Origin of the sequence: Pseudoalteromonas sp. MM17-2 (assembly GCF_022347945.1) — a bacterium.
GTDB lineage: Bacteria > Pseudomonadota > Gammaproteobacteria > Enterobacterales > Alteromonadaceae > Pseudoalteromonas > Pseudoalteromonas ruthenica.
Genome location: NZ_JAKRFV010000004.1, coordinates 39,056 through 58,298 on the forward strand (window position 1 = coordinate 39,056; position 19,243 = coordinate 58,298).

General features: G+C 37.9%; 15 protein-coding genes. 8 read left to right on the plus strand and 7 right to left on the minus strand.

The window, feature by feature from the left end:
- Positions 1–96: 96 nt before the first annotated feature.
- Genes MHM93_RS04940 through MHM93_RS04960 form a run of 5 tightly spaced genes read right to left on the minus strand, consistent with a single transcriptional unit; the run spans position 97 to position 7,089 of the window.
- Positions 97–1,686 (minus strand): TnsD family Tn7-like transposition protein, encoded by a 1,590-nt coding sequence (locus tag MHM93_RS04940; protein WP_239448230.1) that lies wholly within the window; start codon positions 1,684–1,686, stop codon positions 97–99.
- Entirely contained in the window at positions 1,683–2,582 is a 900-nt protein-coding gene (locus tag MHM93_RS04945; protein WP_239448231.1) for a TniQ family protein, read from the minus strand. Before MHM93_RS04945 ends, MHM93_RS04940 begins: the two co-directional genes overlap by 4 nt.
- Positions 2,579–4,066 (minus strand): ATP-binding protein, encoded by a 1,488-nt coding sequence (locus MHM93_RS04950; RefSeq protein ID WP_239448232.1) that lies wholly within the window; start codon positions 4,064–4,066, stop codon positions 2,579–2,581. Before MHM93_RS04950 ends, MHM93_RS04945 begins: the two co-directional genes overlap by 4 nt.
- Complete coding sequence (locus tag MHM93_RS04955) at positions 4,053–6,284, minus strand: hypothetical protein (protein WP_239448233.1); 2,232 nt, start codon at positions 6,282–6,284, stop codon at positions 4,053–4,055. The genes MHM93_RS04950 and MHM93_RS04955 overlap by 14 nt, the downstream gene beginning before the upstream one ends.
- Complete coding sequence (locus MHM93_RS04960; RefSeq protein WP_239448234.1) at positions 6,277–7,089, minus strand: TnsA endonuclease N-terminal domain-containing protein; 813 nt, start codon at positions 7,087–7,089, stop codon at positions 6,277–6,279. The genes MHM93_RS04955 and MHM93_RS04960 overlap by 8 nt, the downstream gene beginning before the upstream one ends.
- Before the next feature lie 197 nt (positions 7,090–7,286).
- Here MHM93_RS04960 and MHM93_RS04965 point away from each other — a divergent pair, with 197 nt between their 5' ends.
- Entirely contained in the window at positions 7,287–7,871 is a 585-nt protein-coding gene (locus MHM93_RS04965) for a restriction endonuclease subunit S (RefSeq protein WP_239448235.1), read from the plus strand.
- Positions 7,868–9,217, plus strand: a complete 1,350-nt coding sequence (locus tag MHM93_RS04970) for an N-6 DNA methylase (protein ID WP_239448236.1) — start codon at positions 7,868–7,870, stop codon at positions 9,215–9,217. Before MHM93_RS04965 ends, MHM93_RS04970 begins: the two co-directional genes overlap by 4 nt.
- Before the next feature lie 266 nt (positions 9,218–9,483).
- Here the strand turns inward: MHM93_RS04970 and MHM93_RS04975 are convergent, their stop codons facing one another.
- Both MHM93_RS04975 and MHM93_RS19360 read right to left on the minus strand, forming a co-directional pair.
- Positions 9,484–10,140, minus strand: coding sequence for a hypothetical protein (locus MHM93_RS04975; protein WP_239448237.1), 657 nt, complete (start codon positions 10,138–10,140; stop codon positions 9,484–9,486).
- A 51-nt stretch (positions 10,141–10,191) separates the two neighbouring features.
- Positions 10,192–10,323 carry a hypothetical protein gene (locus MHM93_RS19360; RefSeq protein WP_275444119.1) on the minus strand — a complete coding sequence of 44 codons (132 nt, stop codon included), beginning with the start codon at positions 10,321–10,323 and terminating at the stop codon, positions 10,192–10,194.
- 189 nt (positions 10,324–10,512) lie between these two features.
- On the opposite strand from MHM93_RS19360, the gene MHM93_RS04980 reads away from it, so the two are divergent.
- The 6 genes from MHM93_RS04980 to MHM93_RS05005 all read left to right on the plus strand — a co-directional run bounded on the left by MHM93_RS04980 (position 10,513) and on the right by MHM93_RS05005 (position 19,241).
- The gene (locus tag MHM93_RS04980) at positions 10,513–10,683 is read left to right on the plus strand and encodes a helix-turn-helix domain-containing protein (protein ID WP_239448238.1); all 171 of its coding nucleotides are present in this window, start codon (positions 10,513–10,515) and stop codon (positions 10,681–10,683) included.
- A 9-nt stretch (positions 10,684–10,692) separates the two neighbouring features.
- The gene (locus tag MHM93_RS04985; RefSeq protein WP_239448239.1) at positions 10,693–11,613 is read left to right on the plus strand and encodes a restriction endonuclease; all 921 of its coding nucleotides are present in this window, start codon (positions 10,693–10,695) and stop codon (positions 11,611–11,613) included.
- A gap of 70 nt (positions 11,614–11,683) precedes the next feature.
- Positions 11,684–14,263, plus strand: coding sequence for a class I SAM-dependent DNA methyltransferase (locus MHM93_RS04990; protein WP_239448240.1), 2,580 nt, complete (start codon positions 11,684–11,686; stop codon positions 14,261–14,263).
- Positions 14,253–15,527 carry a restriction endonuclease subunit S gene (locus MHM93_RS04995; RefSeq protein WP_239448241.1) on the plus strand — a complete coding sequence of 425 codons (1,275 nt, stop codon included), beginning with the start codon at positions 14,253–14,255 and terminating at the stop codon, positions 15,525–15,527. Before MHM93_RS04990 ends, MHM93_RS04995 begins: the two co-directional genes overlap by 11 nt.
- Positions 15,527–16,432 carry an SIR2 family protein gene (locus tag MHM93_RS05000; RefSeq protein WP_239448242.1) on the plus strand — a complete coding sequence of 302 codons (906 nt, stop codon included), beginning with the start codon at positions 15,527–15,529 and terminating at the stop codon, positions 16,430–16,432. Before MHM93_RS04995 ends, MHM93_RS05000 begins: the two co-directional genes overlap by 1 nt.
- Positions 16,425–19,241: a hypothetical protein gene (locus tag MHM93_RS05005; protein ID WP_239448243.1), complete on the plus strand. Its 2,817-nt coding sequence runs from the start codon at positions 16,425–16,427 to the stop codon at positions 19,239–19,241. The genes MHM93_RS05000 and MHM93_RS05005 overlap by 8 nt, the downstream gene beginning before the upstream one ends.
- Positions 19,242–19,243 lie beyond the last annotated feature (2 nt).

The following is a 19,243-nucleotide window of genomic DNA, read 5'->3' on the forward strand; positions in this document are numbered from 1 at the left end:
TAAACAAAGAAAAAACACCTAATGGATCGCCTAGAAATTGGTTGTAAAAAACTAAAAAAATACGATTGTAAACAGAGATTTTTAACGCTATGAATTTTAAAGGTTTTTTACACCTTGCTCAATAAGGTATTTTTTCGTTTTTGGTAGTTCATCTAGATAACGCTTCAAGTAACTTTTGTCATCAGCCAATCGACCTATCTGCGCTAATGACATACCTTTGATATTGCCAATATTTTTAATTTTGTCTAGCAGATTTATATCTTCGGAACCCCAGTCCTTTTGTGGCGGTTTAGGCTTTAAAGCGTCAGGTAATAAACTATTTAACAAAGTTTTGTCGTTGTTATATAGGCGAAAGTATGAGGCTTCTTCAGCATTGCGGATTTGCTTTCTAGTCCAGTCAGGATGATTGGTGATAACTCCTTTCAGTTTATCAAAAGCTTCCTTAACTCGAATACGCTTGAGTAATGTTCTGCGCCACTCAGACAACCCTTTAGTGTTACTAATAATTTGTTCGACAGTACCAATACTAATATCAAAGGAGTCAGCTATGAACTGACGATGTAAACCCATCATAGCTTTTCTAATGATTGATCGTCTGACCTCAAAAGGTAAGGCTAATGAGTTACTTGTATGTTCTATATTATTGGTTTCAACTATGCGCTTGATGTAACACCGACTTTTTCCAGTCAATTTACTAATTTCGTTCAAGCTATAGTGTTGATTTGCAAACTCCGTGATTTGGTTATCTATTAAGCAGCTACTTTCATGAAGTTTTAACTCCGGTTTGTGTGCTTGCATTAAACGCTCTGGTTCGCACTGTGTGAGCCACCCTGCAAATAAAATATGTTTACAAGGGTGTTGAGCAAAGTGCGTTTTATTTCGAAGTAGCGGCCCAAGGAATTCATAGCTTGCCAGTTCAGAAGGTAACCCAAGTGAAGTGCCAAAATTAATATCAGACCAATAATTTGATATTTCTTGTTGTATACCGTTAAGGCAAAGTTGCCCACTTTTGCGCTTTAAGCCTTTTTCTGTAAGGATTTGTGCATAAATCGTCTGGTAATCAACTAAGTGCGTTTTTAATAGGGTTAGTAGCTCTACCGAAAATGTTGAAAGGCGCTGCTCCATTTCATTTCCAAATCTGCAATCAGATGTTATGTGAGTTTCTGGGTACATTAGGCTTCGATCTTTGTAACCATCTCCCATCGGCACTCCAATAAGGTAACATCCATGCTTATGACAAACTTCTATACCGGGAATTTGGTGATCTATATGCCAATAAGTAAAACCGCGCTGCTCTAAATCATCATTCATACATATAGGACAATGCTTTAAGCCATAAAAGGTAGAAATTTTCGAATGGGCTAAGACTGTTTTGACAAAAAAGGAACTGTCATTCTGGCTCAACATTGTGGCTTTCAAATCAATTGCACGTTCTGGCTGGCAGAACTTTAATAGTGGAAACATGGTTTGGTTTGTTATTACGTCATCTTGGCTTAAGCCAAAGAATTCCGAGAAAAGAGTGATATTGGCGGGAACAAACGGATGTATTCGTTTTCTCTTATTGCCGTATATTTTGTAATACAGCTTGGGTAATTTAACGGCAGACAACAAGGAATATCGCACTACCGTACTATAGGGCACCTCATCTCTAGGCAGGTCGAGGTGAAAAGGTGCCCGTTTGCTCATTTTAAAGCCACCCAGTCAATTTCATTTTTCAGCCAATAAAGTATCACCAACCAGTAAACCGGATGTTTACCTTTAGCATAGGTTTTATAGCCTAATGTACTTCCTAAAACAGTCGGTGGGTGTTTATAAACCTGACTATAGAATTTAAAAAGATATTGCAAAATACTGATTGATACTTCCGTATCAAATCTCTTTTGATGCTCCATCAAAGCTTTTTTATCTGCAAGGCTTTTGGATTCAGGCAGATCAAGTATTTTATCAACTTGTAGCTTAAGCTTGTCTGCAACACTTGGATCTGAGTTAAGCATTGAAAAAATACTTAAGACGAAATCATTCCAGTCCAACATCCAATCTGAATATTTTAGCTCACTCTGATATGCGTAAGCATGTGGTAAAGTTGCAACCCCCAATACTTGCAATACTTTGCGATCTGTTATTAATGGCGTGCGATGTTTTCCACAAAGAATAACACCCGGTATCTGATGTTCTGAGTGCCAAAAACTAAATCCGAAGTTATCTCTATCTTCTTCTTGGCAAATCGGGCAATAAGACCATGAAGCAGGTACAGCTAACTTATTTGGCTCAAAACACGCTCTGAGCTGTAATTGGTTATCTTTTTTCCACGCGCTAAAATATTCCGAACCATGTGAAAATGCCCACAATGCCAGCGGAGAATGATCTGTTACGCAAAAGTTCTTATCAAAATTTTCTTTGTAAAACTCTGATACCGCCAAGAATGTCTCATTAAAGTCATAACTTTTTAGCCTCCCACGTGCTACACCGATGGAGGCGAGACTAACTTTTATTTTTTGCCTACCAGATAGAATATGGTATCTCATAAACCAGCTAAGTAAATGTTCTCCCTCTATTAAGGGGCAATGAAAAGGTAATCTCATTTCATCGCACCTTTTTGGTTAATAGACTGCTGAGTCTTTTCTTGGCTCTTTAGTGCCTTTAGTAAATTTTTGGCGTTTTTAATGATAAGTTCATCATGTTCAGTCAGAGCATATCCGCCCAAACGTTCCAATATTTTAGTAACGACTTTTGCTGACGAGTTATTTAGCTTTTTGCCTTGTACTAACGACTTTAATTCAGATATCAGTTTTACTTTTTCTTGCGAGTCAACCTTTTGGGCGGTTTTTAAAAGGTCTCGATAGGAATTCACATCTCCAGATTTAATCGACTCTATAGCGGCTTTAATTAGCTGAGATCCTTCATTAAAGGCTTTACGAAATGCTGAAATTCCCAGAGTTTCTCTACCCGTCTCTTTATGTGGCTTTTCCATAGCCATAATTTGAGCCTGAACAAACAAAAAATTGAGAACGAATAAGTTACCTTGAGTTTTGTCATGAATTTCATCAAACAATTTCTCATCTACAATTTCTGTTTTTCCATCCTTAACTTCGAATAATTTTGTAGGGGAATTCACAAATTGATATTTCCACAAACTGCGAACTAACAACTTCCAAGTGGTGCTGTTTTTTTCAAAGCGAGTTAAATACCTGTCACCTGCTGAAGTTAACCGTCTGGATGCGGTGAATGTAGCGCTTAAGAATTCAGTGCTTTCTGGGGTGCCGACCAACACTAGACCAACCCCTATATCATCCGTTAAATTACTAAAGAAATTTAATAGAATGTCATCTCCACCAGATCTCGCAACACTAAGGTTTTGAAGTTCATCAATGACAAGCAGGCCCAACTTGTAAGTTTCAATGATTGTCTTAAAGGCATCCATATAATCTTTAACTTGCCCTCCCTTGGTATCTGCTTCAAAGGTAGTTCCAAGATATTTATCAACCTCACATAAAAAACTGTCGGCTAAGCTTTTTCGAGACGCATCGTGTGGGATTTTTAGCTTAATCCAAAGTATCTGAGCTTGTTCAAAGTTTTGTCCTTTAAACTCACTATGCATAAAACCTTGCGGGAAACAGTCTAAAATGCGATTAATCATCGTAGTTTTACCAAAACCAGAATCAGCCGTAAGGGTAAAGCTTTCACCTGAAGTTCTTTTCCATCGTTTATCAATTTTCGCCTTATGCAAAGCGATATCGTAATGTCTTCTCACTTCCTTTGGTTCAAATGAACTACGATTAACATAAGCATTAAACATCATTCGCTCTAAAATCTTATAGATATCGTAAAAATGCTTTGTTGGTGTAACTAGGTCGAATACTTCACAGACTTTTTTACACCTGTCGGGTGTTGACATTTCACGGTAACTTGAATGAAATTCAGGACGATATGTCACCATCATTTGAAAATCTTTTTGATCAAGCACTGGCGGCAAAGCCAAGATAAACGGATTATTATGGTAAGATTCATCGATATCCCAATTATACGCAGCATCATAAAATGTCAGGTTGGGATTAATCTTCATCATTGAGCATCTCCTCTAATAGTGCGCTGTATTCATCATCCTCGTCCTCTATACAGTCGGTTTCATAAGTTAATGCTATTGTCGGTTCAACGTCCGCTATTGGCTGTTCTTCAATCACACTATTAAGCCTATCTGTTTCAAAAGCATCAGCACTTAAAGCGAGTACTTCAGAGGCTTCAGCTCTAGTATCAAGTTCAGGAGTCAATTCACCATTTTTAATATCTTCGGCCTTGGCAAGTTTTGAGTTATTAACAACCCCTTGTATAGCCTGTGAGGAGTTACTCACTTCCTCTGACACTTCAATATTGTGAAGTTGCTCCAAAGCAAGCCAGTGGTTTTTTGCATCTTTAATTTCGTCCAAGCTCATATTTTCGAAACCACGATGATCTGAGTGTAGCTTTCCTACTACTAGCTCCCCTTTAAATTCAATAAGAATGCGGCTCATATTTCCACGAAAGTAACGGCATTTTAAAGTTTTATGAATTTGACCTTTGAGAGTAGGTTTGTCTTGGAAGCCTGATTTACTGATCACTTCGCAGCGATAGTTGACCCCTTTGTCTTGAAGGTGAAGATGTGTCTTATGAACAGTTAAAACTCCAACCTCTAACAAATTCAGATAGATTTCTCTTTCGCTATGGTCACGCATAAAATAACCGCGATTTTCTTCTCCCCATAACCAATAGTCTCGACAAACTGATTTAACTCCTTCAAAGCGGGCCTGTTGCTCCATTGGGTAGTCCTTTTTCCAAGTTGCGTTGTTGTGTTTTATGGCAAATATAATAAGGATCTTTTTTAATTCATAAGGTGTTAAACTAGCCGTTTGTTGAGGAATATTTCGGTTTCGACCTTTTAGATTTTTGTATTTAAATCCCGGAATTTTTTCATTGCGAGCCATTGCATGGATCATATGAAATGACGATTCAACTAATCCTTTATCATCACCTTGATAAGCACGCGCATATAGCACATTAATTCCCATATGAGCGGTAACAGATTCACTTAGTTTGTTTTGAAATTCTTCGTTATCGACTAACAAAAACATTGGGCTACCTGACTCTACCCAATCATCCTCTTCGATTGTTAGACCGCACTCTTTTGCGTAAGCCACTTTATTGCGAATAGCATGAAATAGAGCAAGTCGAGCTTCTGACCATGATGCGGGACCAATACCTACGTGAATACCACAAATCGATCGAGTATAAACATCACGTATCACGTAAAGTGTTGCTACTTTGATTAGCACTCGTCTGTCATAAGGCGCAACCAACTCTATATCAATTGGGGTGCTATCTAGTTGCCACACGTGATTCGGTCCAAGCGTGTTCGGAGCTGCATCACCTTTGCGCCCAGCAAAGTTTGATTTGTGCTCTGAATGTCCTCTACGAATGGCTTGTATTTGTTTTCTCGTTAAACCAAGTACCAACGGCATCCAGTCTCTAAATTGCCACTCGCTGATAATATCGTTTGGGTCCTTATGCTTCTCGATTTTATATGTACCGTCAGGTAATAAGTATCTCTCCTCGTAATAAAAATCGTCTTTTAAATGCACGTAACATTTAGCAAGAGATAGTCGTTCTTTAGATAAATAGTATTTTTTAGCTATTCGTTTGATGAAAATTTTATCTTGTTCATCGACAGATTTGCCGTTTATCCCATGCTTTGCTGAAGCTCGTTTTCGACCAACTTTTCTCCCCCCACTTTTACTGGCACTTGAATGTCGTCCCCTCCTTGAAATCAGGGCATTCTTATTCCTACCGCCTCTAAAGAATTCATTTAAATAGCGCTGCGCATTGGTTTGTGTTGTGCAGTGTTGCTTAACTATTTTTGCAATTAGGCCCATGCCGTGAGTTGGATAAAATAATTCATCTTCCAAGGCTAATAAATCAAGAACAATGGCATATCTTCTGTCTCTTTCTACAGTTGAGGGGTATGGTTTTCCGTCTTTATCAATTAATTCCTCTTCAGGTATATTTCTAAATGCTTCCAGTTCAATCGAACCGACTTCTATATCACCATCATTAATTTGCTGATTAACTTCGTCAATTTTGTATTTAAATGGCTTTCGATCTGGGTATTTGGTCGCATTTTCACCAATTGTGATATAAGGCAAAACAAAAACATCACCTCGATTGACAAAGATTTCCACAACAACAACCGTTTCTGAGATAATTACAGAGTCACTGTCTGGGTTAGGGATAAGTAAAGAGCTGCGCTTAAACATAACACTCCACCCCTAACTGGTAAGGTGTAAGTTCAGGCAATAACGGAGTTTCAGGATCTGAAATTAAATGTTTAACCCAAAAGCCATGCTGCATCAAAGTAAAAGACTCTCGGAAGTTTATATTTAGGTACTCTGCTGCCTGCTTAATTAATTTCGAAAGCGGCTTATGCGGATATTTAGATAATTGACTAGAGAAAAAGCCTAACCATTGTGAATAAATAGCATTAAGTTTTTCATTTAATCTCGCCCCTCGTAATACTCTGATCGTGTTACGAGTTTCCTCAGTCTTAATTTCTGTATCTAATGCAAGGATATATTCATATTTTTCAGATTCTGCTATCGCTTTTTCCAAAATCAACTTTTGTTGAGTTCGATCATCTTCTAAATCATCGGCAGACTTCACACTTACAACTCGATGATTCCCAGATGTTAAAGTGCAGAAAAAATCGAAAGTGATCACTGCATCTAATGATGACCATTTATATTTGGGATGGCGGATATTTAATTTCTTGGCAAAAGACTTTGACTTATCGAGATTTGTATAAGCATATTGCTCTTTAATATCAGTAATATCTGGATCTCGCAGTAAGTCGAGAAGTTTAAAGCTCTCGTTTAAAGATAAACAGTGATAAATTCTTCCCTTGATCTTAGTACATGCAATTCGACCTCTAACCCCCATAGAACTGAAGTCTTGCGTTCTGATATAGGGAACGTAATTTCCCGTGATTAACCCCCTTTCAAATTGTTTAATGTGCTTGTCTCTTAAAGACTCGGTAACACCGATCCTTTTCTTTCCCATACTCATAAATGTATGCCTTCTAATTTTTGTAAATGTTTACTCTTTCATGGACATCTACCTGCTCTTTCACACCTCCCACTCCTGTAGTGGGCTAATGGACAAATTGAATTTTTGATCGAATATTTGAAACTGTCAATATTTTAATCCCACTTTTGTAGTGGGTTATGTTATCTTTGTCAGAATATATATAGGAATTGATATCAATGAAGCTTGGTGAAATTGCAGAAATTAGGAGCGGAAGAACCTTTAAAAATGGGGTTCCAGAGTCAGATGCTCCTACCCATTCAGTTATACAGTTACGCGATTTTGATAAAGATGAAGATCAGAGGCCGATAAAATGGGATCAGCTAAATAAAACAGATCTTTCCAATAGTAAAGTTGATAGCTCTCTAAAGGTTGATGATATTTTAATCGTTGCAAAAGGGCCTATAAAAAAAGCGATATATTTAAGCTCTGTACCTAAAAATATTGTTGCTAACCAGCATTTTTTTATTATTAGTGCCAAAGCTAACAGCACGTTATCGCAGCAATTTTTAGCGTATTATCTTAATAGTTCTGATACGCAGCGTTGGATGTTGGATAATAGTAGTGGCAGCTATCAAAGTACGCTGAGTAAAAAAACATTGTCAGAACTCCCTATTCCTAACGTTAGTGATAGTGAACAGAAACTGATTGTTGAAGCCGCAGACAGCGTTAGAACAGAAATACAACTACATCAATTATTAATAAAAGGCAGGCAGCAAGAAATGGATGCTGTATTTGTCAATCTTTGGAAAAACCTCTCATGATCAAATTAGAAGCTCTAGTTAGAGATATCGTAGAGTCATACAATCATGCAGGGTTCATTAATGATACAGAGCTAGAGCGAAAATTTTTCCTCTCATTTTTAACTATCTGTTTCATTAACCGTGTGCAAAATGGATACTACCAAGAGCAAGTAGAACTGCTATTTAATATTGTTGATAGCAATGATCTAATTGCGGTACTAGAAGTTGAATTTCACAATGAACTTCATGCCTCACTATATGCTGAAGTCGTCAATACGGCACTAGGACTATCAGACTTAACCTCATTGTTTAAGATGACAGATAAGCTAGCGTTTTTACTGGAACCTAAGGCCCTTCATAGTTTCAAGAGATACGAGTTAACCGTTATTTATGACCGTGTTTTACAACGCCTGCAATTGATGAATGCTGAAGATAGGTTGTCAAAAAGTTTTAGTTACCAAGAACCTCCGTTTGATTTTTCAGAGTTAATATCTTTATTGGCAAATATGGATAAGCCGCACCATGCATACGATCCATTTGCTACTACTGGGGAGTCCTCTGTTTCATATGTTGTTAATAATACTAATGTATCAATAACAACAGAATCAGTTTTACAAACAAGTAAATATATTCACGATAAACTTTTAATCGCAGGGGCGGAAAATATAGATGCAAAACATTCATTTGCGCTGTCACCAGTTGCCAACGTGAAACAGGAAAGTTTTGATGTAGCCTATACCTTGTTTCAGCCTACCGAAACAGAAGGTGTTAGAGAGCATGAAATTAAGGAAAGATATAAAAAGGAATTCTTAGATAAACGTGTTGATTCAAATACTATTTTTGATAAGTACCGTGAGCATGGATTTATCCAACACATCATATGGTCGCTAAAAAAAGATGGTATTGGTTTTGTCGTATTGGGAAAGGGACCACTTCATCGTCAAGCAGAAAGTAATGCACGAAATTTGCTACTAGATGGTAATTTCGTAGATGCTGTTATTCAGTTACCTCCAAAGCTAATAACCTCCAGAACAGTTCCCTTATACGTTCTAGTTCTGAGAAAAAATAGGGGGAACAATACTAAAATAAAATTTATTGATGCCAGTTCGTTTTGTGAATTTAATGGCAAATACAATAACCTCAATGACTTAAAGCGTTTAGCTGACATTTACCACTCTGGCACTTCAGAGCCGAATATGTTTACTGAAGTTGATATTAGCAATATTGATCGAAACTCAGCGCAGTTATCAGTTTCAAGATACGTATCAAGTGAGAAAGCTTCTTATGAGCAAATTGATACTGACATAATTCGGCAAGAGTTAGCTAAACAGCAAAAACTAACTGACCACTTACTGTCGAAATTATAAAACAAAAAGCCAGCGGTCAGTGGCTGACGGCTGGCTTTTTACCCACCCTATCCCTTAATTACATGTTATGTTTCGGCTGATCAGCAGTGCCTTTGGCCTAGCTTTTTTCAAAGCAATAACAATGTACTCCTAAAATTGTTTGAATAGCGCTATGGTAGCGAACTGGCTAGCCATAGGGCTTACCCAAGCGGATGCTTCAAACATTGTGGTTTCCCACATATTTTGGCTTTAAGGTGCCAAGCCCTTTCTTTGGGTTCTTTAATACCTTACCAAACGGCAGGATATTCAACAATTCCATCAATGTGAAATCCGTGGTTTAGCAGTGATTGACGCATAATGAAAGGTAACGTGTTTGCATCACTGGGGTATTCCGCTAACGTTTTTTCTGCATATTTATCAATTACAAGAAGTAGTTCTGCAAGCTCGTATTGCTCAGAGACAATTGCGCCCCAAATAGCATCTTCTACCGTTGACTCAAGCTCTTCATTGCTATGTTGAAACACTAATCGACTTTGATAAACAGCCCTGAATTTGTTGTTACCTTGGTGATGAATGGTAAGTTTATGTTGAGGGATTTTCTTTTCTAATTTATGACTAACTCTTCTCGCATCATAGAAGGCTTGGTTCAAAATAACTTTGCCTTCAACCTTGTGGAATATTTTGGTCTTGCTCTCAGAATCAATATTCCAATAAACCTTAAAGGAATTCCGTCTTAGCTTATGACCATATTGTTCTAGCAAAGGCTTAAGTTGCTGCTCTGTTCCTTGATCTATACCTTTGTACCAGTGGCTAACAATAGATTGATGGGTTCGACATGCTTTAGCAATTTCTGTTTGAGTCCATCCATCATTAATTGCCAATCTAACGAGTTGTTTCGTTTGTTTGAATTTTCGCTTTTTCTTTTTACTGTTAGTTGTTTCCATACTTACCCTTAAAAGGTGGCAGGTAATGTCAGCCTGCCACTTTATATCCCATTATTTTTTTTGGTTGGGATTCATTTGCTTACCACGATTACCCTGTACCTTATCATACGCTTGGTTAGTACCTGTAGTGCCTTTGTTACCGTTACCTTGATTTGTTTTATGGTTGTTTTGTTGATTAGACATCATGTTCTCCTGTTTATGTGATTGCCTAAATCAATCTTATGTACCCTTGGGAAAATAAAAATTGATAGTTTGATGATAAAACGTGATATCTCATGATAATTAACAGATTGGGGTAAATTGATAAGCCAATTTCTTGTTATTTCCTCAATTTTCTCATATTGTAACTAAGTTCATTATTGAGATAGTCCAATGACAGACGAAATACTTACTATTCAAGAGGTTGCTACATACCTCAAGTTGAATGAAAAAACGGCTTATCGCCTTGCAAGCGAAGGCAAACTGCCCGGATTTAAAGTGGGTGGCTCATGGCGCTTTAAGCGAGATGATTTAGAGAAGTGGATTGAAGAACAAAAACAATAAGGATATTGCGTGATACCCAATTACCAACAATTTATGCGTCCATTTTTACAAATTGCTAACGATGCAAATGGCAATGAAGTAAAGCTGCGTGATGTTATTAATCAACTAGCAGATCAATTTGACTTAACTGAAGAGGAAAGGTCTGAAACCTTGCCGAGTGGTCGTCAAAGCACTCTAGATAACCGAGTTGGTTGGGCACGTACTTATTTAACAAAAGCGGGTTTATTAGAAGTGACTCGCAGAGCACACTTTGTTATTACCCCTCGTGGTAAAGAAGCTTTATCTGAAAATGTGGATATTAATAACGAATATCTGAAAAAATTTGATGAGTTCATCGCTTTTAAACAAAAAAGCAATGATGAAGCTGGTAAAGAAGTTGAGTCTGGTTTTACGAAGCAAGAAGAGGTTTCAACACCCGATGAAATCTTGAGATCCGCATATAAAAAAGTTAATGAAGCACTTGCTCAAGAAATCCTAGAACGTACCCGTAAAGTAACCCCCGATTTTTTTGAAGACTTACTCATCGAACTACTAATCGCTATGGGGTATGGAGGTGCTGGTGAAGGTGCAGCTCATGCGCTAGGTAAATCAGGAGACAATGGTGTTGATGGTGTTATTGACCAAGATCCATTAGGTGTCGACCAAATATATATTCAAGCTAAGCGTTATGCCGAAGGCAATAACGTTGGTGCAGGTGATATCAGAGACTTTTTTGGAGCACTAAACCTTAAACGTGCGCAAAAAGGTATTTTTATCACAACCTCAGAATTCACATCATCAGCACAAGAAACAGCAAACAATCTAGGCACTCGCATCGTCTTAATTAATGGTAAAGAGCTAGCCAAACTCATGCTGCGCTACAACATTGGTAGTCGAGATGAAGATGTATTGCATATCAAAAAGTTAGATGAAGACTTTTTTGAAATTTAAATAAGCTACAAAGAATTTAAAAGAGTGGTGGTATTCCAGCACAGCTCACTTAAAGAGAATTATTGAAAACATGAAACATAAACTGACATTAACTAGATTAGAAAGCCTGCTATTTAAAGCTTGTGACATATTACGTGGCAAAATGGATGCCTCAGAATACAAAGAATACATTTTTGGTATGTTGTTCTTAAAGCGCATGTCTGATCAATTTGAAGCAGATAAAGCCGCCATCCGCGCCCGTTTAGAGAAAGAAGGAAAGTCAGACGCTGCAATTGAAAAGCTTGTTTCTCTGCCTTCTCAATTTGATTATTTTGTCCCAGAAGCAGCATCATGGTCAACGATTAAGCACGTTAAGAAAAACGTGGGAACTGAGCTAAATAAAGCACTTGCCGCTCTTGAAGATGCCAATATTAAAAAGGGTCTTGAAGATGTACTAAAGCATATTAACTTCAACAAAAAAGTTGGTAAAAAACCAATGGAAGATAAGGTGCTAATTGATTTCATTCAGCACTTTGACCAAAAAGATTTTACGTTAACCAATGAATGCTTCGAGTTTCCTGATTTACTAGGTGCAGCCTACGAATACTTAATTAAGTTCTTTGCCGATAGCGCAGGTAAAAAAGGTGGTGAATTCTATACGCCTTCTGAGGTGGTTCGCTTGTTAGTTGAATTACTCCAGCCCGGTGAGGGAATGGAAATATACGACCCCACGGTGGGTAGTGGCGGTATGCTCATCCAAAGCAAGAAGTACGTTGAAGAAACGGGTGGTGACGTAAACAAGATAGATTTATTCGGTCAAGAAGACAGCGGCACCACATGGTCTATTTGTAAAATGAATATGATTCTGCACGGTGTGGGTGGTGCAAATATTCAAAATGAAGACACTCTTGCCAAACCCCAGCATATTGACGCGAATGGCGAAATCCGCACTTATTCAAGGGTTATCGCGAACCCCCCGTTTTCGCAAAACTACAGTCGTGATGGCATGACACATCAAAGCCGATTCCACACATGGCTTCCTGAGGGTGGTAAAAAAGCTGATTTCATGTTTGTTCAACACATGCTGGCTTCCCTCAAACAAGACGGCAAGATGGCAGTGGTAATGCCACATGGTGTGTTGTTCCGTGGTGGTGAAGAGAAAACATGTCGCCAAAAGTTTATTGAAGAAGGGATCTTAGAGGCGGTTATTGGTTTACCACAAGGTTTATTCTATGGAACGGGTATCCCTGCTTGTGTCCTAGTATTTAACAAGGCTAATGCGGCTAATCGCGAACATGTTGTATTTATCAATGCGGATCGCGAATACAAAGAAGGTAAAAACCAAAACAGCCTTCGTCCAGAAGACATTGAAAAGATCACCCATGTATATGCATCACTTACATCAGATACTGATAACCAAGTTGAAAAGTACGCACGAGCAGTGCCTGTTAGTGAACTTGAACGAGAAGAATTCAATTTAAATATTAGACGTTATGTTGATAACAGCCCAGCACCAGAGCCTCATGATGTAAAAGCACATTTAAACGGTGGTGTACCTGCTGATGAAGTTAACAGCCTTGAATCTCACTGGCAAAATTATGCCAAATTAAAAGAAGCATTGTTTACTTCAGGCCACCCTAAACAAAAAGGTGGCGACTACTACTCTTTTGCTCCGGCTATTGAAAGCAAAGCCGACATTAAAACAACTATAGAAAACCATCCTCAACTTATTGCTAAGCATGATGCTTTTTATGCGCAGCTAGATAATTGGTGGAGTACGCACTTTGTTCCGCAATTCCATAAACTCGGTGATGAAAAATTAGGCTCAAAAGGTGTTTTCGCGTTAAGACGCGAAGCCCTAAACAGCATTGTTGATGCCTTATTGCCTGAAAACTTGCTATCCATTTATCAAGTGCGAGGTGCAATGGCTAATGACTTTAAACAGCATGAAGCGGATCTTAAATCTATTGCCAACTCAGGTTGGAATGCTGAACTTATTCCAGACGAAGAAATTCTTGAATCTCAATTCCCAGAGGTATTAGCAAACCTGAAAAAAGACGCTGCCAGAATTACAGAGTTGGAAGCATTGTTTGCTGCGGTAAATGAGTCTACTGAAGATGACAGTGATGAAACAGAAGGAGAGTATGAATCAGGCGCATTGCCAAAAGCTCAGGTGAAAGCACTTAAAGATGCGAAAAAAGAAAACAATGGGCAACTTCGTGATTTAAAGAAAGAGCTAAAGTTTGCCAAAAAAGAAGACTCTGCGAGTGCCCAAATTCGTAAAGAACAGCTTGAAGCGAGCATTGAAAAGCTAACCTCAGCAAATGCTGAGATAGACGCAAAGTTGGAACGACACACCACACTTGAAAAAGAGCTAAAAGAGCTAAAAGCTGGCATTAAAGAAGCAGAAAAGAAAAAAGAAGATCTTGTTGAAGCTGCACGTGAAAAAATCACGCCAGAAGAAGCTAAGGCTCTTATTGAGGCACGCTTTAAACAGCAGATGGTTGATAGTTATGCACACTACCTTCGCCAACTAAGGACACAACTAATTAAAGCGGTTGAAAACCTTCATAATAAATATGCAATAACAGCTAAGGATATTCTTGCTGAACGTGAACAGCAGACTAACTTACTCAATGAGTTTTTGGTGGAGTTAGGTTATGAAAGCTAATCAGGCTGATGGTTGGACTACTAAAACTTTATCTGATCTTGCGACCATTAACATGGGGCAATCTCCCGACTCTACAACTTATAATGAGTTAGGTATTGGTCTCCCATTTTTACAAGGATGTGGAGACTTTGGCAAGAATCACCCCGAAACGAATAGTTATTGTTCTTCTCCTTCTAAACAGTCTAAGGTTGGGAATATATTAATAAGTGTTCGAGCACCAGTAGGTGACATGAATACTTCTGACAAAGAGTATTGTATAGGTCGAGGGTTGGCTGCAATTGCAGGAACACACGTTGAAAGCTCTTACTTAAGATACTCTATAGAACAACACATAGCTTGGTTAAAACGAAGAGGACAAGGCTCTACATTTGAAGCAATCGGTTCTAGAGATCTTAATGGCTTCCCAGTTCCGATACCTAAATCCAGTGAAGTAAGGAATAAAATAACATCAATATTAACCACGGTTGATAACCTTATTGACCAGACCCAAAACCTAATCGACAAATACACAGCCGTTAAACAAGGCATGATGGCTGATTTATTCTCTCGTGGTATCGATTTGACTGGCACGCCAGAAACCAACAAAAACTATGGTCAATTGCGCCCAAACTATGAAGAAGCGCCAGACCTATATCAAGAAACAGAGTTTGGTTGGATTCCTAAAGATTGGAGTTTGCGCACAGTAGATGAAGTTGCTGATGTCACGAAACTGGCTGGTTTTGAGTTTACTCTTCACTTTAATTACGTTGAACGTGGAGAAATCATAGCTCTAAGAGCATTAAATATAAAAAACGAAAAAATAGACCTTACAAATATTCAAAGAATCTACAAAAGAGTTTCGGACAAACTCCCACGATCAAAGTTATATATAGGGGATATAGTATTTACATATATTGGAGCATACATAGGTGATGCCGTCATAATTGATGAAAATGACAAATATCATCTAGCCCCTAACATTTGCTTAATTAGGCCAAATCAAAAAAAGAGCGCATTTTTCTTATTCAAGCAACTAAGAAATGAGACTTTATACAGGCAAATGATGAGCAAAACGGTAACAACTGCCACACCTAGCTTAACTATGACGCAAATAAGAACCTTAAAATTAGTTTGGCCAGAACTAACAGAGCAAATTGCCATCGAAGCGCGTCTAAAGAGCACGGATAAGCAATTGGATAATTTAAGTATTGAATTAAAAAAGTACCAAAAAATTAAAAAGGGCCTGATGCAAGATTTGCTAACAGGAAAAGTAAAGGTAGATTAATGGCGGCTTTACGACCAGAACCTAAGTTACCAGATGAAATAATCGAGGCTGCGAAAGCGGGTAATTTGGTCTTATTTATAGGCGCAGGTATATCTAGAATGGCTGGTCACCCATCATGGGATGGCTTTGCCGATGCTGTGGTAAATCAGCTTGTTAAAAACGAAGTTATAGATCACCATGAAAAGTCATTAATTAATGCTCTCCCTGACCCAAGGAAACGTTTGTCCATTGCCAAAATTTTAGATGAGGATAATGGCGCAAAAGTTGACTACAAAAAAATATTTGAATTAGCTGAACCTTGGTGTGATGTCTATGACTTTATAAACAAATATGATTGTACCTTTGTAACTACAAACTACGATAAGCTGATTAAGCCAACAATATCTCAAGGTAAACCAGAAACCAGTTGGCGTAGCTTCAAACGTAATGATTTATTAAATGCAAAACTAGATACAAGAGGCGCGGTGATTCACCTGCATGGATGTGTAGATGACCCGTCCAGTATGATTGTAACAACAAAGGATTACTTGGAGCATTATGTCTCCGATGAAGTTCCTAAGTTCCTCACCCATCTTTTTTCTACTAAAGTCGTTTTATTTCTTGGTTATGGATTGGAAGAAACTGAAATACTTGAATATGTATTGAAGTCTAGTAACCAGAAAGAAGAACCTCAGAAGCGACTGTTTATACTACAAGGCTTCTTCAATGCAGAAGAGCCGTTATTTAACAAATTGAAAGCTTACTATGAGCAATCATTTAATGCACAACTGATCGTTTTTCCACGGGATCATGAAGATTATGCACAACAGCAAGCCATTATCAAAAAGTGGTGCGATGAACTTGAGTTTAAAGACTTAGCCCTTGCTGACAAGTTAGCTGCGTTAGAGGCAGATCTGGATGAGTAACGAATTAAGTGCGAAGCAGCGAAGTGCTTTACAGAGGGTAATAGATGACCCGGCTTTACAACCTTGGCTTTTTAAAAAAGTAGATAGCCTAATATGGTTTGATGCATTTAAAGATAGCGGCCTATTTTCACCAGAACTAAACCCTGTGCCATTTAAGACGGCTGATAACACTTTTCAAATTCCTTCATGGCCCATCACTGAATATCTTGTTTCGTCATCTCTTAAATTAAGAGAAGAAAATGATGTCGTAATGGCACGAAAATATTTAAGCCTGCTAAAAGAAGTGACTCAATACGCTATGGCAAACGAGCGTTCTAACTACAGGACATGGTGGCAATTCAGTAAGGTTCTTAGAAATATACCATTAGAGGTTATTAACCTTGACGATCTTGGCTGTGTTAGCGACTGGCTAAATGATAAATTTGACCGCTATCTTGTTAATGAAGAAATTAGTGAATGGATGTTAGAGCTGATTGATATTAATACTGAACAGTCGGTTTCATTCGCCATATTTCTGTTAGACAAGTTATTTGCAATTCACAGCGTTGAAGGAAGATATGCAGACAAAAAACATGAAGCTGTATTGGGCTTTGATGACTATCAAGCAAAAAAGTTTGTCGAAGAGAATGCTTCTGCACTTGGTGAAAAGTTAGGATTACTCGCAGTAAACTTATGTGAGCAAAAGCTCAAAGAAGTTCTCGATATTAATCGAAATGATAAATGGTCGAATGTTTGGCGTAACGCAATACCTGAGCATAAGCAAAACAGCAGACACAATGACGCTGATGATATTGTTCTAAAGCTTTTTAGAGACACTTTGTTAGGTTACGTAAAAAAAGATTCTGATAACAACGCTAGTGAAAAACTCACAGAGTTAATCAATTGTGACTACCAAACGATTAAACGTGTCGCTATTTATGTTGCTAGTGAATGTTTTGAAAAACTTGAACAGCAAGTAGTAACTTTAGTTATTCAGCCAAATCATTTTAACGATAAGTATCGCCATGAGCTTTGGCATTTTATCCACAAGAATTTTTCTTCACTGCAACCAGAGCAGCAACAATCAGTTATTGCAGCGATAGAATCATTAAATGTAACGGATGAAGAAACTGGAGTGCTATTAGACAAACCAACTGCTTACAAGCAGTCAAATTGGTTTGCTGCAATCAAAGATGAAAATGGAGTGACGAAAGCGAAGTATCAAGCTTGTGTTGATATTACAGGTGTGGAGCCAGACCATCCCGACTTTTCATGTTATATGAGCGGTGGTGCTGCGGTAGATGTATCTCCACTCTCTGTTTCTGAACTTGCTGTTATGCTTGAAGACATTGATTCGTTGATAGGTTTCTTAAACGAGTATAAAGAAGTTGGACACTTCAATGAACCGGGCATTGAGGGTTTAGTTAATACTTTTAAAGAGCTAGTTTTACTCGATAGTTGTGAAATCCTTAATAACTTGGATGCATTCATTGAGCTTAAACCACATTATCTAGACAAAATATTCTCTGCTTATTCCAAGTTATGGACAGATAAAGCACAGCGACCGTGGAACGAGCTTTGGCCTAAAATTATTAACTTTGCTGCTAAATTGTTCAATAAAGATACTTTTTGGAATTCTGTTGATAATACCGATTCAGGCCCGTTTATTGGTGACAAACACTGGGTGATCAGTTCATATTGTCGATTAGTTGAGTCAGGATGTGAAAAGGATGAACACGCTTTTAGTCTTGAGTTAACACACGATGTTAAAAATACGCTTGAACTAATTCTAAACAAAACATCTGGTGAAGATTTTAATGATGACTCTGATGCTGTATCTATCGCTATTAATAGTCCAAGGGGTCGCTGCCTAGAGGCTTACGTTAAATTAGCTCTATACCAATGCAGAAATGTTGGTAAAGATTCTGAAGAGCACAAAGAAATATGGGTTGGCTATCAGCCAACTTTCGAAAATGAACTGAATAAGCCAGATATTGCTGGTGAATATGAGTTTATTACGATTCTATTAATGTATGTGCGTAACTTTCTTTATCTTTCTAAAGACTGGACTGTGCAAAATATTGAGCAAATGTTTGGTGAAACAAACTCTCTTCAATGGCGATGCGCTTTACAAGCCTATTCATATGTAGGTTGGTTAATTCCTGAAATTCATACTCATTTTAAAGAAAAAAAATATTATCCGGCACTGCTAGATGATGAAAGCCTGTCAGATACGGTTAAAGGTCGTTATATAGAATATGCATGTATTGCATATCTTCAAAAAAGAGATCAACTGGATGATGAAAGCTTACTGGCACTTCTGTTAGTTAGACAAAAAGAAAGTGAGTTAAGCAAAGTTGTTTGGTTTTTATGGTCTATAAGAGACCAAAATGTAGAAAAGACCAAAGAGTTAGTATTTGCTTTATGGCCTGATTTAGTTGATCTAATAAATCAACAAGATTCTGATAAAAAGCCTTTGGCATCCAAGCTAGCTTTGTGGGCGGAATACATTGAAGAGCTGACAGTTGATACTAAATCTTGGTTGATGGCTGTAGCTCCTTATATTAATGACGACCACAATGGTATGTCGTTTATGCAAGAAATGGCGAGGTTGAGTGAAGGCTATGCCAGTGATGTTGCGGATATTTGGATAGAAACATTGTCAAAGCCATTTTATATGTATGAGCTTGACCCTTTAGAAACAATATTTAAGAATTTAATTTCGTTAGGTCAGGAAGGGCAGGCAATTGCAAAAGAAATTGCTGACATTTATATAAAGAACCATGACGAGCCAGTCGTAGCACTGTATCAAAGGATTATTAGAGGATAGGT

What these genes read in the sequence shown, in the direction of transcription:
- MHM93_RS04940 (WP_239448230.1), bottom strand. Translation starts at nt 1,686, where the DNA reads ATGAGCAAACGGGCACCTTTTCACCTCGACCTGCCTAGAGATGAGGTG.
- MHM93_RS04945 (WP_239448231.1), bottom strand. Translation starts at nt 2,582, where the DNA reads ATGAGATTACCTTTTCATTGCCCCTTAATAGAGGGAGAACATTTACTT.
- MHM93_RS04950 (WP_239448232.1), bottom strand. Translation starts at nt 4,066, where the DNA reads ATGATGAAGATTAATCCCAACCTGACATTTTATGATGCTGCGTATAAT.
- MHM93_RS04955 (WP_239448233.1), bottom strand. Translation starts at nt 6,284, where the DNA reads ATGTTTAAGCGCAGCTCTTTACTTATCCCTAACCCAGACAGTGACTCT.
- MHM93_RS04960 (WP_239448234.1), bottom strand. Translation starts at nt 7,089, where the DNA reads ATGAGTATGGGAAAGAAAAGGATCGGTGTTACCGAGTCTTTAAGAGAC.
- MHM93_RS04965 (WP_239448235.1), top strand. Translation starts at nt 7,287, where the DNA reads ATGAAGCTTGGTGAAATTGCAGAAATTAGGAGCGGAAGAACCTTTAAA.
- MHM93_RS04970 (WP_239448236.1), top strand. Translation starts at nt 7,868, where the DNA reads ATGATCAAATTAGAAGCTCTAGTTAGAGATATCGTAGAGTCATACAAT.
- MHM93_RS04975 (WP_239448237.1), bottom strand. Translation starts at nt 10,140, where the DNA reads ATGGAAACAACTAACAGTAAAAAGAAAAAGCGAAAATTCAAACAAACG.
- MHM93_RS19360 (WP_275444119.1), bottom strand. Translation starts at nt 10,323, where the DNA reads ATGTCTAATCAACAAAACAACCATAAAACAAATCAAGGTAACGGTAAC.
- MHM93_RS04980 (WP_239448238.1), top strand. Translation starts at nt 10,513, where the DNA reads ATGACAGACGAAATACTTACTATTCAAGAGGTTGCTACATACCTCAAG.
- MHM93_RS04990 (WP_239448240.1), top strand. Translation starts at nt 11,684, where the DNA reads ATGAAACATAAACTGACATTAACTAGATTAGAAAGCCTGCTATTTAAA.
- MHM93_RS04995 (WP_239448241.1), top strand. Translation starts at nt 14,253, where the DNA reads ATGAAAGCTAATCAGGCTGATGGTTGGACTACTAAAACTTTATCTGAT.
- MHM93_RS05000 (WP_239448242.1), top strand. Translation starts at nt 15,527, where the DNA reads ATGGCGGCTTTACGACCAGAACCTAAGTTACCAGATGAAATAATCGAG.
- MHM93_RS05005 (WP_239448243.1), top strand. Translation starts at nt 16,425, where the DNA reads ATGAGTAACGAATTAAGTGCGAAGCAGCGAAGTGCTTTACAGAGGGTA.